The 15437-nt window shown below is 70.7% G+C and carries 11 protein-coding genes; 8 read left to right on the top strand and 3 right to left on the bottom strand.

Features of this window, described 5'->3' with window-relative positions:
• Window positions 1-150: 150 nt before the first annotated feature.
• From ACZ4N5_RS20355 to ACZ4N5_RS20345, 3 genes are all read left to right on the top strand, one after another.
• Window positions 151-1728 carry an alpha/beta hydrolase gene (locus ACZ4N5_RS20355; RefSeq protein ID WP_467758453.1) on the top strand — a complete coding sequence of 526 codons (1578 nt, stop codon included), beginning with the start codon at window positions 151-153 and terminating at the stop codon, window positions 1726-1728.
• Window positions 1729-2020: 292 nt separating this feature from the next.
• Complete coding sequence (locus ACZ4N5_RS20350) at window positions 2021-3589, top strand: FMN-binding glutamate synthase family protein (RefSeq protein ID WP_467758452.1); 1569 nt, start codon at window positions 2021-2023, stop codon at window positions 3587-3589.
• A 308-nt stretch (window positions 3590-3897) separates the two neighbouring features.
• On the top strand, window positions 3898-4911 hold the full coding sequence (locus ACZ4N5_RS20345; protein ID WP_467758451.1) for a Gfo/Idh/MocA family protein: 1014 nt from the start codon (window positions 3898-3900) through the stop codon (window positions 4909-4911).
• Here ACZ4N5_RS20345 and ACZ4N5_RS20340 read toward each other — a convergent pair whose 3' ends face one another.
• Window positions 4912-6942, bottom strand: coding sequence for a phosphocholine-specific phospholipase C (locus tag ACZ4N5_RS20340; RefSeq protein WP_467758450.1), 2031 nt, complete (start codon window positions 6940-6942; stop codon window positions 4912-4914).
• Window positions 6943-7252: 310 nt separating this feature from the next.
• Between ACZ4N5_RS20340 and ACZ4N5_RS20335 the strand changes: the two genes are divergently transcribed.
• A complete protein-coding gene (locus tag ACZ4N5_RS20335) occupies window positions 7253-7933 on the top strand; it encodes a TetR/AcrR family transcriptional regulator (protein ID WP_467758449.1) in 681 nt (226 codons plus the stop codon).
• A 296-nt stretch (window positions 7934-8229) separates the two neighbouring features.
• A complete protein-coding gene (locus ACZ4N5_RS20330; RefSeq protein WP_467758448.1) occupies window positions 8230-9705 on the top strand; it encodes a PP2C family protein-serine/threonine phosphatase in 1476 nt (491 codons plus the stop codon).
• A 204-nt stretch (window positions 9706-9909) separates the two neighbouring features.
• Here the strand turns inward: ACZ4N5_RS20330 and ACZ4N5_RS20325 are convergent, their stop codons facing one another.
• A complete protein-coding gene (locus tag ACZ4N5_RS20325) occupies window positions 9910-11409 on the bottom strand; it encodes a DNA-binding protein NsdB (protein WP_467758447.1) in 1500 nt (499 codons plus the stop codon).
• 59 nt (window positions 11410-11468) lie between these two features.
• Window positions 11469-11642, bottom strand: coding sequence for a hypothetical protein (locus ACZ4N5_RS20320; RefSeq protein ID WP_158997174.1), 174 nt, complete (start codon window positions 11640-11642; stop codon window positions 11469-11471).
• On the opposite strand from ACZ4N5_RS20320, the gene ACZ4N5_RS20315 reads away from it, so the two are divergent.
• The 3 genes from ACZ4N5_RS20315 to ACZ4N5_RS20305 all read left to right on the top strand — a co-directional run.
• Entirely contained in the window at window positions 11641-12780 is a 1140-nt protein-coding gene (locus ACZ4N5_RS20315) for an aminoglycoside phosphotransferase family protein (RefSeq protein WP_467758446.1), read from the top strand. The genes ACZ4N5_RS20320 and ACZ4N5_RS20315 overlap by 2 nt on opposite strands.
• 262 nt (window positions 12781-13042) lie before the next feature.
• Window positions 13043-15013: an N-acetylmuramoyl-L-alanine amidase gene (locus ACZ4N5_RS20310; RefSeq protein ID WP_467758445.1), complete on the top strand. Its 1971-nt coding sequence runs from the start codon at window positions 13043-13045 to the stop codon at window positions 15011-15013.
• Between the two features lie 208 nt (window positions 15014-15221).
• Window positions 15222-15437: PAS domain-containing protein (locus ACZ4N5_RS20305; RefSeq protein WP_467758444.1), on the top strand; the 216-nt coding region annotated here is incomplete at its 3' end.

The following is a 15437-nucleotide window of genomic DNA, read 5'->3' as shown; positions in this document are numbered from 1 at the left end:
ACGGTGCCCCGCCCTCGTTCGAAGGACCTCGGCGGGCAGGGTAAGGCACGGCGGCAGGTTGCGCCCGCCCAGAGGCGTGCCCCCGAGGCCGCGCCTATCGTGATCCGGGGGGTACAGCCGGTCCACCGCAGGGCGACCCTGGAGGCAGGCATGCTGTCCATGCACCAACGCTTCGCGGTCGTGGGAGCCGCCACCGCGACGCTGACCCTGCTGGCGGCGGGTCTGCCGATGGCGGCGACCGCCGACGACGGGCCCGACCTGTCCCGCTTCTACGGCCAGAAGGTCGCGTGGGCGGCCTGCAAGGGGGACGGCATGCCCGAAGACCTGCAGTGCGGCAAGGTCACCGTCCCGCTGGACTACGCGAGGCCGGACCACGGCACGCTCGACCTGGCCCTGGCCCGCTACCGGGCGACGGGCCAGTCACGGGGTTCGGTGCTGTTGAACTTCGGCGGCCCCGGCGGTGCTGGAATTCCCGAGCTCGCCGCGGGCGGCAAGGACTTCATGGGGCTGACGAACGGCTATGACGTGGTGACCTTCGACCCCCGTGGCGTCGGCCGGTCCTCGCCCGTCAGTTGCGGCGACGGTGTGGACGCGATCTTCGGGGCGACGATGGGCGATACCGACGTGCAGGCGGCGCTCAAGGCGGTCAAGAAGGCCGCCGACACCTGCGCCGAGCACTCCGGCGCCGTCCTGCCCCACATCGGCACGGTCAACGCCTCCCGCGACCTGGACGTGATGCGCCAGGCACTCGGCGACAAGAAGCTCAACTACCTCGGCTTCTCGTACGGGACGCGGCTCGGCGCGGTGTACGCGGCCCAGTTCCCCAAGAAGACGGGGCGAATGGTGCTCGACGGTGTCGACACCCTCACCGAGCCGATCGCCGAGCAGGGCCTCATAGGTGCCGAGGGACAGCAGACCGCGCTCGACGACTTCATCACCTGGTGCGCGAAGAACATGGCCTGCCCGTTCGGACAGGATCAGCGCAGCGCCGGCGAGCAGGTGGTCCAGCTCGTCAAGTCGCTCGACGAGGAGCCGGTGCCGTCGGACTTCGGGCAGGACTTCACCGGACAGGACCTGGTGGGGGCGATCAGCCAGGCGCTCTACAGCAAGGCGATGTGGCCCGTCCTCGAACAGGCCCTCAACCTGCTGGTCCAGGACGGCGACACCCACGGACTCACCCAGCTGAACGGCGGCGCCTCCCTGCCCGACACCTCCACGCCCGCCCGGCAGCGGCCGAAGCAGAACGGCGGGCTGGTCGACGACGAGGACATCCCCCTCGACAATCTCCCCGCCGCCCTGATGGCCATCAACTGCGCCGACGACCCCGACCGGCCCAGCGCGGATCAGGTCACCCGGCAGATCGACGGGCTGCGTGCCGCGTACCAGGAGGCGTCGCCCGTCTTCGGCCAGTACCGTCTCGCCCAGGTGCTGATGTGCTACGGCCGCCCGAAGGGCACCGACTACATACGCGACAAGGTCCGCGACGTACCCACTGCGAAGATGCTGCTCGTCGGCACCCGGGGGGACCCGGCGACCCCCTACCGCTGGACCGTGGAGACCGCCGAGCGCCTCGGCTCCTCCGCCGTGGTGCTCGACAACAAGGGGGAGGGGCACACCGGGTACGCGTCCTCGAAGTGCGTGCACGAAAAGGTCGACGACTTCCTGCTGTACGGGTCACTGCCGGCCAACGGAAGCTCCTGCGGCCCGGAGGACACGGACACCTACTGACCGGCGACCTCCGGCTGACGCGTGACCGCCGACCGCCGACCGCAGCGAGACAAGGGGCGTGGCGCCGGCGGCCACGCGGTCGACCGTCTCACCCACCGGGTCCGGAGAGCCCCTCCCCGAACGGCCGAGGCGTCCCGCTCCGTCGACCGCGTCTCCCGTGTCCTCGTCGGCGACGCCGATGTCACGGCCCCGCCGGAGCCCGCCGGACGGAACGCTTCGTGGCCCGCGTGATCCGCCGGTGTCCCGACCGGCGGCTTTCGTCCCCATGGGGTTGACTCATGGTGTGCGCCGGATGCTCCCACTGCTGCTCGTCGCCCTCGGTGCGGCCGGGGCGCTCGTCCTCGTCCGCGGCGTCTCGGCGTGGTGGTGGTGCGCGGCGGTCCCGCTGCTGGCGCTGACCTTGCTCGGCGGCTGGGACCTGGGGCAGCGACGTCACTCCGTGCTGCGGAACCATCCCCTCTCCGGCCATCTCCGCCTTCTCCTGGAGGCGCTGCGCCCGAAGCTCCAGCGGTACCTCGTCGAGGGGAACCATGACGGACGGCCCTACGACCGCCGGGTGCGGGCCCTCGTGTACGAGCGCGCCAAGGGCGCCGACGTCGAGGAGCCGTTCGGCACCCAGCGTGACGTGTACGCGGACGGCCACGAGTTCCTGGAGCCGTCGATGCGTCCGGTGGAGGTGCCGGACGAGCCGCCGGTCGTCCGCGTCGGCGGCTCCGACTGCACCCAGCCCTACGACATGGCGCTGCTCAATGTCTCCGCGATGAGTTTCGGAGCCCTGTCGGCGAACGCGATCATGGCGCTCAACAGGGGTGCGGCGCTGGGGGGTTTCGCGCACGACACCGGCGAGGGTGGGCTCTCGGACTACCATCTGCGGGGCGGCGGCGACCTTGTCTGGGAGATCGGCACGGGGTACTTCGGCTGCCGCACCTCCGAAGGGGACTTCGAGGCGCGGGAGTTCGCGGACAAGGCCGCGCTGCCCGAGGTGAAGTGCGTGTCGCTGAAGCTCTCCCAGGGCGCGGACCCGAGGTTCGGCGGGGTCCTGCCCGGGGCCAAGGTGAGCGCCGAGATCGCACGGGCGCGCGATGTCCCCGAGGGTCGGACCGTGGTGTCGCCGCCCTACCACCGGGTGTTCTCGACCCCGCGGGAACTGGTGTTGTTCCTCGCCCGGATGCGGGAGTTGGCGGGCGGCAAGCCGACCGGCTTCAAGCTCTGCGTCGGCTCGCGCCGTCAGTTCCTGGCCGTCTGCAAGGCCATGCTCGCCGAGGGCGTGACGCCCGACTTCATCGTGGTCGACGGTTCGGAGGGCGGCACCGGGGCCGCGCCCGCGGAGTTCGGCGGCGGCATCGGCGCGCCTTTGACCGAGGGCCTGATCACAGTGCACAACGCGCTGGTCGGCACCGGGCTGCGCGACCACGTGCGGATCGGGGCGAGCGGCAAGGTCGCCACCGGCTCGGACATCGTCAAACGCCTCCTCCAGGGCGCCGACTACACCAACGCGGCCCGCGCGATGATGTTCGCCGTCGGCTGCCTCCAGGCCCAGCGCTGCCACACCAACACCTGTCCGGTGGGCGTGGCCACCCAGGACCCCGGCCGGGCCCGCGCGCTGGACGTGGCCGACAAGTCCGAGCGCGTGCACCGCTATCAGCGGGCCACCGTTCACAGCGCGAGCCGGATCATGGCCGCGATGGGCGTACGGGATCCGGGCGACCTCACGCCCCACCGGCTGCTGCGGCGCGTCGGCCCCACGGCCGTACGGTCGTACGCGGAACTCTACGAGTGGCTGGCCCCGGGAGTGCTGCTCGCCGAGCCGCCCACGTCCTGGGCGGCGGACTGGACCGCCGCCGATCCGGACTCCTTCTGAGCGTCGCAGACTCGCGGCATGGGAATCCCTCACGGTCCGCATGGCATCCCACTGGCCACCGTCCGGGTGGTATCCAGCGGACTATTACCGCCAGGACCTTGAGACGCGTGACCACCTCGAGCACGTGCCCGCGTCAATTCCGGCGGGCGTCGCAAGTGCGCTCAGAAACGTGAGCGGCATTGACTACCAATTACCCTGAATGCCCGATAAAGGGTTCTGCCGGGGTGCTGCGTTACTGATCTCGGCGGCCGAGAATCGGATCACAGGGACGGAATGGTCCGAGCTGTCGGCGGAGAGGTGCGCACCGCGTGAGTGAGCTGTTGGGTGTGGCGGTACTGGGTGCCGGACACATGGGAGCCGACCATGTACGCCGCATAGACCGGGTGGTGAGCGGGGCCAGGGTCGCCGCCGTGGCGGATCCCGATACCGGTCGCGCCGAGGAGGCGGTGGCCGGCATCGACGGCGTGTCGGTGCACGCCGAGGCGGCGGCCGCACTCGACGCGCCCGGCGTGGGAGCCGTACTGATCGCGTCCCCGGGTCCCGCGCACGAGGAAGCCCTGCTCGCCGCCTTCGCGCGCGGCTTGCCTGTGCTGTGCGAGAAGCCGCTGGTGCCGGAGTCGGAGGGGGCGCTGCGGGTGGTGGCGGCGGAGGTACGGCTCGGGCGGCGGCTGGCGCAGGTCGGATTCATGCGCCGGTACGACGCCGAGTACCAGCGCCTCAAGTCCCTGCTGGACAGCCGCCGGCTGGGCCGCCCGTTGATGCTGCACTGCACGCACCGCAATGTCGCCTCGCCGCCCGGCTTCACCTCCGCGATGCTGGTCAACAGTTCCGTCTCGCACGAGATCGACGCGGCGCGCTGGCTCCTGGGCCAGGAGCTCACGGCGGTGACCGTGCTGCGCCCCCAGCCGTCCGCGAACGCCCCCGAGGGCCTGATCGATCCCCAGTTCATCGTGTTCGAGACCGCCGGCGGCGCCCTGGTCGACGTCGAGGTCTTCGTGAACTCCGGGTTCGGGTACCAGGTGGGGTGCGAGGCGGTCTGCGAGTCGGGGACCGCGCGCATCGGGGACGAGCGCGGCATGGCCGTGACGACGGCGGGAGGCAGGCACGAGGAAGTCGCGCAGGACTATCTCGTCCGCTTCGCCGACGCCTACGACCGTGAGGTCCAGGCATGGGTGGACGCCACCCGGGCCGGCCGGGTCACCGGACCCGGCGTCTGGGACGGGTACGCGGCGTCCGCGGTCGCCGAGGCGGGAGTCCGGGCGCTGGAGAACGGCGGCCGGGTGACCGTCGAACTGGCCCCGCGCCCGGACCTCTACGCCTGATCAACCGCTGACGCTCGCGGCACCCGTCTCGAGGTGCCCGGTGAACCGGCGCGACCAGCTCGCGTCGGAGCTGATCGTGATCGTGAAGTCGTACCAGCCGTCCTGGTACGCCACCGCGTTGAAGTAGTCCTCCGTCGAGCCGCCCGCGGCGGCGGTGTACGTCCAGGGACCGTCGGAGCGGTAGTGGTTCGAGGTGACGGTGAACGTCACCGGGGAGGCGGAGGAGTTGGTCATCCTGAAGTAGACGGCCGTCTTTCCGGTGCCGGGCTCGGTCGCGTACCGCACGCCGACCTCGGCCGACTTGCCCTCCTTCGTCGCGTCTCCCTTGAAGCGGCGCAGGAAGCGGTTGGGGCCGGTCATCGAGAAGTCGTACTTGCCGTCGCCGTAGCCCGAGCCGATGTTGAAGGAGTCGGAGGCGGTGGCGCCCGCGTCGACCGTGTACTGCCAGGGCACGGTGTCCCGGTAGGCGTTCGGGTGGATGGAGAAGTGCGCCGCCCTCTTGGCCGGGGCACCCTGGTTGGCCATGGTGAACCAGGCGAGGATCCCGCCGCTCACGCCGAACTCCAGGTGGTCCAGGTAGCCGTTGGGCTGGTACGGCAGCGCGCGGGCGGGCCGGGTGCCGGGCTCCTGGACGGGCAGCGCGTTGGTGGTGGGCACGGGGTTGGGCAGCGGGCCGCAGGTGGCGTACCCGATCACGCTCGTGGCGGGCAGCGCGGCGGTGCCGTGAACGGGGTGCGCGAAGTCGAAGACACCGGTCAGGTCACCGGTGACCCTGCGCCGCCAGGCACTGATGTTCGGGCAGGCCGCGGGCTGGCCCAGGGCGCTGGTCCACGTCTCCAGGAAGCGCAGGACCGAGGTGTGGTCGAAGACCTCCGAGGAGACCCAGCCACCGCGCGTCCAGGGCGAGACGACGAGCATCGGGACCCGGAAACCGAGGCCGTACGGAACGCCGTTCAGGTACTCCCCCGCGGTCCCGGCGGGCGGGGCGGGCGGCGGCACAGGGTCGAAGAAGCCGTCGTTCTCGTCGTAGTTGAGGAACAGGACGGTGGAGTCGAAGACGTTCGCGTCGGCGGCGAGCGCCTTGTACACCAGGTCGACGAAGTGGGCGCCGTCGCCGGGCGGGGCGTACGGGTGCTCCGAGAAGGCCTGGTTGGCGACCACCCAGGACACCTGGGGCAGGGTGCCGGCTACGACGTCGGCCTTGATGGCGGCCGCGATGTCGTCGGGCGTGGAGCCCGTGACCTTGGGGACGGAGGCCATGCCGCGGTCGTACAGCGGGTCGCCGGCCTTGGCGGCGGCGAACTTCTTGAAGTAGGCGCAGCCGTTGTCGCCGTAGTTGTCCTGGGCGTTCTGGTAGACCTTCCAGCTCACACCGGCCGCCTGGAGCGCCTCGGCGTAGTTCTGCCAGGTCAGCCCGGACTCCTCGCCGCCGTCGTAGCTGGCGCCGTCGACCTTGCCGCTCCACAGGAAGGTGCGGTTGGGTCCGGTGGCGCTGAGTGTGGAGCAGAAGTAGGCGTCGCAGATGGTGTAGTTGTCGGCGAGCGCGTAGTGGAACGGGATGTCGGAACGGTCGAGGTAGCCGAGCGACCGTGTGTTGCCGACGCCCGAGACCCAGTTGTCGAGCCGCCCCTTGTTCCAGGCGGAGTGCTGCGAGGACCAGGAGTGCGGAAGGTCGCCGCTGCACTGGGCGAGGGTCTCGCCGTCCTTGCCGCCCGCCGCGGGCGTGGAGCTGAGCTTCCACGGGTACTGCCTGCCCACGCCGTTCGGCTGGTTGAAGACCGAGTACCCGCCGGACAGCGTGACGCCGCTGCGGTCGTCGAAGCCACGGACGCCCTTGAGGCGCCCGAAGTAGTGGTCGAAACTGCGGTTCTCCTGCATGAGGATGACGACGTGCTGTACATCCGAGATCGTGCCGGTCGCCGTTGCCGCGGTGGCCGCGGCAGCCGCTGGACGCGAGCCGACGCCCAGCGCGGCTCCCGCCGCCACGGATGCGCCGAACCCAACGAAGCCTCTTCGGCTGATCGGTGTCATTCGCCCGCCCTGGTCAACTGGAGTGCCCCTGCGGCACGCCGCAGGCAAGCGTGCCCGGGGCGACCGTCAGGGGTCGTACGGGTGCGGTGAGGGCGGGTGAACAGCGGTCGAACCTGCCCGTCCGGATCCTATGGCCACCCCTTGGCGCTCGCCCGCGGCCGCTCGGTACGGCTCACCGACGCTCGTTACTCCCTATCGCGACCGTGATAGTATCTAACTAAGTGCACTTCTCCGCGCTCCGTCCACCGAAAAGCATGAGGAGCCGGGCAGCCCGCCCGAGACCCGCACCCCGAGACGAAGAGGCGATGACGTGGCCGCTGAGACCCGAACCGGGACGGGCCCGCGCGACCGGTTCCGCGCACAGGTACGCCAGGAAGTGAAGACGGCGGCGCTGCGCCAGCTGGCCGAGGGCGGCCCGGAAGGGCTGTCGCTCAACGCGATCGCCAAGCAGCTGGGCATGACGGGGCCCGCGCTCTACCGCTACTTCGCCAACCGCGACAGCCTGCTGACCGAACTCGTCATCGACGCCTACGGGGACCTGGCGTCGGCCCTCTCGCGCACCGCCGAGGCCGGCACGACGGACGCCGTCACCCGGCTGACCGAGCTGGGCCGGGCCTACCGGGCCTGGGCGCTGGCCGAGCCGCACCGCTACCGCCTGCTCTTCCGGGCCCCGCTCCAGGGCTACGACGCCCAGTCCGCGAGCCTGGTCGAGGCCTCGCAGCCCGCCATGACCGTGCTCCTGGAGGCGGTGAGCTCCCTGGCCGATCCGGGCGCGCGGGTCCCGGACGGCGCGGCGGCGCAGTTCCGGGAGTGGCAGGAGCGGCACGGTTTCGAGGGCGTGCCGGAAGCGGTCGCCGCGCGCTCCACGATGCTGTGGGCCCATCTGCACGGCATGGTCGCCCTGGAGATCGAGGGCAATTTCGCCTCGATGGGCATCGATCCGTCCTTTCTCTACGAGGCCGAGGTGACGGACTTCGTGCGCTCGCTCTGAGACGGAGACGAACCCTCGACAAGGGGCTCGCACAAACGCCCCTCGAACAGCAGAATGAGAGACCTGCACGGGTCCATGGTCCGACCCTCAAGTCGCGTACGGTGTCTACGACTTGCCCCCGAACGACGCCTACCGCATCGGGACCAGTCGCCCGCTCCGGGAGGACTGCGGCATATACCAGAAGCACGACCGTATCGGGTGTTGCCATATCCCTTACAGCGCGTCGTGGGCTGTGCGACAGTCGTAACGGTCCTTCCGTCAGCCTAGGTCGTACCGTCCCCGCATCGGAGTACGTCATGCCACCCCATCTCTCTGCGGACCGCCCCGCCGCTCAGCCGCCCCGGCGCGGCACGGTCGACGCGCTCATCTCGCAGACGCGGCGCCTGCGCGGTGAGGTGGACGCCGTACGGCGTGAGGCACCCGCCGACGTCGAGGACGCTCAGGGGCGCTGGCAGCGCGCGCTGTGCAATCTGGCACTGCATCAACTGCGCGATCTGGACGAGCACTTGGCCCAGCTGCGGGACGGACCGCAGGCCGCGCCCGGCTGGCCCGCGGCCAACCCCGCCGCGCCCACCGCCCGGACCGCGCCGGCCGCATCCCCGCACGGCTCACTGCTGAGCCGGGTCGGCAGCGCCGAGTGGAACCTGTTGACGGACGAGGCCAGCTGGTCGGGCGAGCTCTACCAGATCCTGGGCCGCGACGCCGCCGCTCCCCCGCTCACCCTCGACGAACTGCCCTCCCTGGTCCTCGACGACGACCGGCCGATGCTGACGACGATGGTCACCGACTGCCTCATCGACGCCAAGCCCATCGACGGGGAGTTCCGCATCATGCGCCCCGACGGCGGAGTGCGGACCGTGCACATGATGGGCGAGCCCGTGCTCGACACGGACGGCAGCACCGCCTCGATGTGGGCCGTGCTGCGCGATGTCAGCGAACTGCGCCTCAGCCAGCGGACGGTGGGCGAGACCCGTGAATCGCTCCAGCGTCAGCAGCACGTCGCACAGACCGAGCACCGGCTCGCGGTCGAGCTCCAGGAGGCTGTGCTGCCCCCCTGGCGCGGCTCGCTGCGGTTCCCGCGCCAGGGCCCCCGGGCGCTGGACGTGGCCGCCCACTATCTGCCGTCCTCGACGAGTGCGCTGATCGGCGGCAACTGGTACGACGCACTCGAACTCCCCGACGGGGAAACCCTGTTGAGCGTCGGCGACCTCACAGGCCACGGGGTCACCGTGACCTCGGGAATGGCGATGCTGCTCGGCGCCCTGCGCGGCATGGCGGTGGCGGGCACCCAGCCGGGTCAACTCCTTTCCTGGCTCAATCAGTTGATCGACACCACCGTCCAACCCGCGCTGGGCAGTGCCGTCTGCTGCCGCTATCTGCCCGCGACCCGCACCCTCAGCTGGGCGCAGGCAGGACACCCCGCCCCGTTGCTGTTCCGCGACGGGACGGGGCGTGCGCTGGCCGCACCGGACGGCGTACTGCTGGGAGCCACCTCCGGTGCCGTCTACGGGCAGGCCGAGGAGAGCCTCCGCGTGGGCGACCTGCTGCTCCTGCGCACCGAGGGACTGGTGCCCCGGCGATCGGGTTCTCCGGACCCGGGCGAAGCCGGGAGCCGGGGAGAAACAGTGGCCGTCCAGAGGCTGCTCGGCCTGGCCCCGCGCTTCGGCGAGGCCCGTACGGCCCAGGACTGTGTACGGATGGTTGTGGAGGAATTCGGCGAGACCGAACGCGAGGACGACGCCTGCGTACTCGTCGCCCGGATCGGATCCTGACGCCGATCACGCTGACGCTGACGTCACCGGGGAAACCGATGACCCGGAAACCGATGACACCGGGGTCGGACGGGACGGAGAGTCGGCCCGGATCGGCATCGGCCCCTGACGGCTGACGTCCTTGTCAGCCGAGCCACCGCGGCACGTCGCAGCGCGACCCGCCCCGGACTCCGACCCGCACGCGGGGATGCAGGAGCGGGCCCCTTACACCCGCGCGCTGTTGCCGCGCCTGGGCTTCAACGAACCCTTCGGCAGCGCGAGTTTGATCTCCTCACGCAGATCGCTGATCTTCGGATAGCTGGAGTACTGCCCGGTGAGCCGGTACATCTCGCGCAACCGGTCCCAGGTGCGATGGGAGGAGTTGGAACCCATCGACGTCAAGGCCAGTCGCGCGTAGCGGTCGGCCTGTTCGGGATCGTCGGCGATGAAGCAGGCCGACGCGAGGGAGATGTGGTCGAAGATCTTCGACCGCTCCCGGCCCGACTCCCGTAGCTTCAGCGCCTCCTTGGCGTGACGCTGCGCGGTTGCCGCGGCGGCCGGCTCGTGCTCGGCGAGGGTGCGGTAGGCGAGAGCCTGCATGCCGTGCATGTCGGCCTCGTCGAACAACTGCATCCAGCTGGGCGGGGGTACGTCACCGCGGTCGGAGACGAACAGGTCCTCCGCCACACCGAGGGTGCGCCGCATGGCCTGGCCCTTGCCCATGGACGCCTGCGCCCAGGCCTCGATGGTGCGCAGCATCGCCTGGGTGCGGGGCAGCACCTCTTCACCCGAACCGGACTTGGCGAGCTTCATGAGGTCGAGTGCGTCGTCGGGCCGGCCCAGGTGCACCATCTGGCGAGCCGCTCGGGAGAGCGCCTCCCCGGCGCGGGGCCGGTCGCCGCCCTCCCGGGCCGCGTGGGCGGCGATGACGAAGTACTTCTGAGCCGTGGGCTCCAGGCCGACGTCGTGCGACATCCAGCCCGCGAGGACGGCGAGGTTGGCGGCGACGCCCCACAGGCGCCGCTGGAGATGGTCGGGGTGCCGGTAGGAGAGCATGCCTCCCACTTCGTTGAGCTGGCCCACCACGGCCTTGCGTTGCAGCCCGCCGCCGCGGGCCGCGTCCCAGGCCCGGAACACCTCGACGGAGCGCTCCAGTTCCTCGATCTCCTGCGACCCGATGGGGGCGGCCTCGTAGCGGTCGAACCCGGCGGAGTCGGCGTGCAGGGGGTCTTCGAACTGCGGAGCGTCGGCCGTCAGGGCCGGATCGGTGTGCAGCCAGTCGTGCATGGCAGTGCTGAGTGCGGATCCCGCGGCGAGCGCGGCACCCGCGCCCACCAAGCCGCGTCGGTTGAGCATGAGGTCCATTCCCGTGAATTCGGTGAGGACCGCGGCAGTCCGCTCGGGCGCCCACGGCACACCGTCGGGATGTTCCACACTCCCGCCGCCCTGCCGTTTCCCCGTACGCCCGTGCCTGACCAGACCGAGGTCCTCGATGGTCACGACACGGCCGAGACGCTCGGTGAACAGAGCCGCCAGCACCCGCGGCACCGGATCGCGCGGGATCTCTCCCATGTCGATCCACCGACGCACCCGCGAGGTGTCGGTCGCCAGCTGGGGGTGGCCCATGGCCGCCGCCTGCCGATTGACCAGCCTCGCGAGTTCGCCCTTGGACCAGCCGGCCAGGCCGAACAGGTCCGACAGACGGGTGTTGGGTTGTCCGTTCACGTCAAGCCCCCAGGTTCTCGGCTGATTTCGACAGTAACCGCCTGTCAGTTGCTGAGCGACTATTCGCCAGGGTTCGCCAGGGTGCGCCAGATGGTGTGCCAGTGGACGTCGGGTGTCAGGTAGGAACGCGCCACCCCGACCCGGTTGCCAGGGACATTCCCCAGGATGAACCAGGCGGCCGGGGCGGGCAGCGCGGCAACTTGCAGGCACACGAAGGGATCTGTTTCGCCCATGTACACAGCATCGTCCTCCGTGTCCGCTCCGCCCCGGTCGTTGCACTCCCGCCCGGTGGGCAGCGGCCCTTACCTCGACCCCGCGCGTCAGGCGGCCCCCGTGCTCGGAGCCGGCCGGACGCGGCGCGTGCCGGGGCTCGGCACCCAACCGCTCAGCGGGAGACTCGACTTGTCCGGCCCTCAGGGCGCCCAGCTGCGCACGGCGCTCGCGTCGGTGCACCGGATCTGTCCGGAGTTCGCTCCGGTCCAGGTGCTGCGGCGCAGCGGACGCTCCGTGCTCCTCGTCGGCACGACGGGACGCAGCACGGCCGTAGCCAAGTGTTTACTGGACCACTCCCCCGTCTGGGCCGAGCGGATCCGGCACGAAATAGCTGCATACCGTCTGTTCGTCCGGCACCGCCCGCCCGTGCGGGTGCCCCGGCTGATCGCGGCGGATCCGGACAACTGCACGCTGGTGATCGAGCGCATGCCGGGCCGCGTGGCCGCGCTCCAGCGCCACCCGCTCGAGGCCCCGCCGCGCGCGGACATCCGCGCCGCGCTCAGCGCCATCTGCCGGCTGAACGCGTGGCGGCCGCCGGCGGGGACCTTCAACGCCCCGCTGGACTACGCGGAACGGATCTCCCGCTTCCACGATCTGGGGCTGCTCACGGACCGGGACATGGGCGATCTGCAGAAGCTCGTGCACGGCATCGCGGCTTCGTCCGGCCGCCAGGGCATGGGTCAGTTCTGCCACGGCGACGCCCTCCTGTCGAACATCCTCCTCTCACCGGCCGGTCCAGTGCTGGTGGACTGGGAGCACGCGGGCTGGTATCTGCCGGGCTACGACCTGGCGACGCTGTGGGCGGTCCTCGGCGACGCTCCCGTGGCGCGCCGTCAGATCAGCCAGCTCGCGCAGTCGGCCGGCCCGGCGGCACGGGACGCCTTTCTGGTGAACCTGATGATCGTCCTGACCCGCGAGATCCGTACGTACGAGACGGCCGTGCAGCGTTCCCTGCACGACGCGGCCCCGGCAGCAGCGGGCCCGGCCCACCCCGCTGCTGTGCCGTCCGGCGAGGAACAGCGGCTGCTGCTCAGGCGGCTGCACGACGACTGCCAGATGGCCCGTCGGGCCGTTCGAGCGGCGGTCGGCACTCGCTGAAGGGGGACGGAGGTCCACGGTGACGCCCAGGTACTGGCGCACCGTGGGCCTCCCTCTTGTGTGGCCCGCCGTTCGGGGCATTGGTCCATGCCATTGACGCCCCGCAGGCCGGGAGGCCGCCGCCACGAAACCCCTTCACCCCGCGCTGACATGGGAAATCGCCTGCCTCCGGGCATGATTGACGGATCGTCGGAGAGCCGGTAGCACTGACGCGTTCGGCCCTCGCACGCCCCACCGCGCTCGACCGTCCCAGGAGGCTGCATTGCACTGGTCCGCCACCGAACCCAAGGGCACCACCGGGCACAGACGCGCGCGCAGGTCAGCGGGAGCCGTCGCCTCGGCGGCGCTGCTTCTGCCGCTGCTCGGCGCGGCTCCTTCGAACTCCGCCGAGGAGGTGCCCGCCGCCCAGTTGCAGCGGGCCTTCGCCGCCGCGGCCACCGAGTACCACGTTCCGCAGAGTGTGCTGCTCGCCGTCTCCTATCTGCAGTCCCGCTGGGACGCGCACGCCGGTGCCCCGAGCGTCACCGGCGGCTACGGTCCCATGCACCTGACCGACGCCCGGACTGCGATCGCCGGGACCCCGCATCACAGTGACGGCACGGAGGACGCCCGCGGCGACAGCTCGCGCTCCGCCCTCCTGCCCGACACGTCGGCGCCCACGAACTCCCAACTCCCCGCCCGTCTCAAGACGTTGACGAAGGCCGCCGACCTCACCGGCCTGCCCGCGGAGCGGCTGCGCACCGACGCGGCGGCAAACGTCGCGGGTGGCGCCGCCCTCCTCGCAGCGGCGCAGCGGGACCTCGGCGAGCCCCTGAGCGACGACGCCGGCGACTGGTACGGAGCGGTGGCGCGCTTCTCGGGAGCGGACGACAGCACCACCGCGGCGACCTACGCCGACGACGCGTACGACGTGATGCGCGCCGGCGAACAGCGCACCACGGACGCCGGCCAGCAGGTCACGCTCGCCGCTCAGCCCCGGCTGAGCCCCGACACCGCCCAGCTCCGCGGCGCGGGACTGCGGACGGCCTCCGCCGACGGCACGGAATGCCCGAGGACGGTGTCCTGCGAGTGGATCCCGGCCCCGTACGAGGAGTTCGGCGAGGGGGACTACGGCAACCACGACCTGGGCGACCGGCCCACGTCGCAGAGCATCAAGTACATCGTCATCCATGACACGGAAGGCACCTGGGACGGTGTGCTGAACCTTGTCCAGGACCCGACCTATGTGTCGTGGAACTACACCCTGCGCTCGACCGACGGGCACATCGCCCAGCACGTGAAGGCCAAGGACGTGGCCTGGCACGCGGGCAACTGGTACATCAACGCGAAGTCGATCGGCCTGGAGCACGAGGGCTTCCTCACCGCGCCCGACGCCTGGTACACGGAGGAGATGTATCGCGCCTCCGCCCGCCTGGTGAGGTACCTCTCCCGGAAGTACGACATCCCGCTGGACCGGCAGCACATCCTGGGGCACGACAACGTACCGGGCCCCACGACCTCCACCATTCCGGGCATGCACACGGACCCGGGCCCGTACTGGGACTGGCAGCACTATTTCACTCTGCTCGGGCACCCGTTCCACCGTTCGCTCCGCAAGGGCGGCGGCCTGGTGACCGTCCTGCCCGACTTCGACGAGAACCAGCCGGTGTACACGGGCTGCGTCACCAAGGGCGAGCCCTGCGCCGCGCACGGCTCCAGTGAGGTACGGCTGTACTCCCAGCCGGACGAGAGCTCGCCGCTGATCCAGGACATCGGCCTTTACCCGAAGGGCGACGCCTCGACGACCGGCGTGAACGACGTCGCCTCGCGCGTCTCCACCGGGCAGCGGTACGCGCTCGCCGGACGGGACGGCGACTGGACCGCGATCTGGTACCTGGGCCAGAAGGCCTGGTTCAAGAACCCGAGGACGCAGCCGACGGCGGTGAGGGCGTCGGGACCCGTCGTGACACCCAAGGAGGGGCTGGCACAGATCCCCGTATACGGAAGGGCGTACCCGGAGAAGGAGGCGTACCCGGCGGGCGTGCCCGTCCAGGCCGTCTCGCCGCTGCCGTACAAGATTCTCGCGGGCCAGCGGTACGCGGCCGGTGACAAGGTTCCCGGCGAGTACTTCTACGCGCCGACCTTCGACACGACACCGCACAGGGTCGTGATCGGTACGGACATGTACTACGAGATCCAGTTCGGGCACCGGGTGGAGTTCGTGCGTGCCGCGGACGTGGACCTGGTTCCGTAGCAGATCCGACGGCTCGGGGTCCGGGCCCGCGCGAAGCGGGCCCGGATCCGTCGGTCGGTGACGACAATGACACGGGCAACCGACCAGGGAATGTGCCGCCTAGGACAGGTTCGAGCTCGGTAGGGCCAGTTAACGACATGTAACCGTGCGCCCGGTCCTGTTGCGCTGAGATGGGCCGTTCACGGTAAGCGGCACACCTGGGGCAGGCATGGGCGACTTTGTCAAAGAGACTTCAACGCGGCCCGCAGATGCGGCGGACCCACGGCAGTGCCAGTGCGGCGGCAAACCGCTTGACCGCGCGCCGGCGGGGGCGGAGGAAAGGTTCCGTGGGCTGCTGGAGGCGGCGCCGGACGCCATGGTGATCGTCGACGACACCGGAACCATCAGACTCGTCAACGCCCAGACCGAAGCCCTCTTCGGATAC

This window comes from Streptomyces sp. NPDC026500, assembly GCF_055567635.1.
Note: the sequence above shows the minus strand (reverse complement) of the source record. Positions and strands in the feature narration are given on the sequence as shown.

Excerpts from the sequence above, each read along its gene's own strand:
- ACZ4N5_RS20355 (WP_467758453.1), top strand. The coding sequence starts at position 151 with ATGCTGTCCATGCACCAACGCTTCGCGGTCGTGGGAGCCGCCACCGCG.
- ACZ4N5_RS20350 (WP_467758452.1), top strand. The coding sequence starts at position 2,021 with ATGCTCCCACTGCTGCTCGTCGCCCTCGGTGCGGCCGGGGCGCTCGTC.
- ACZ4N5_RS20340 (WP_467758450.1), bottom strand. The coding sequence starts at position 6,942 with ATGACACCGATCAGCCGAAGAGGCTTCGTTGGGTTCGGCGCATCCGTG.
- ACZ4N5_RS20330 (WP_467758448.1), top strand. The coding sequence starts at position 8,230 with ATGCCACCCCATCTCTCTGCGGACCGCCCCGCCGCTCAGCCGCCCCGG.
- ACZ4N5_RS20315 (WP_467758446.1), top strand. The coding sequence starts at position 11,641 with ATGTACACAGCATCGTCCTCCGTGTCCGCTCCGCCCCGGTCGTTGCAC.
- ACZ4N5_RS20320 (WP_158997174.1), bottom strand. The coding sequence starts at position 11,642 with ATGGGCGAAACAGATCCCTTCGTGTGCCTGCAAGTTGCCGCGCTGCCC.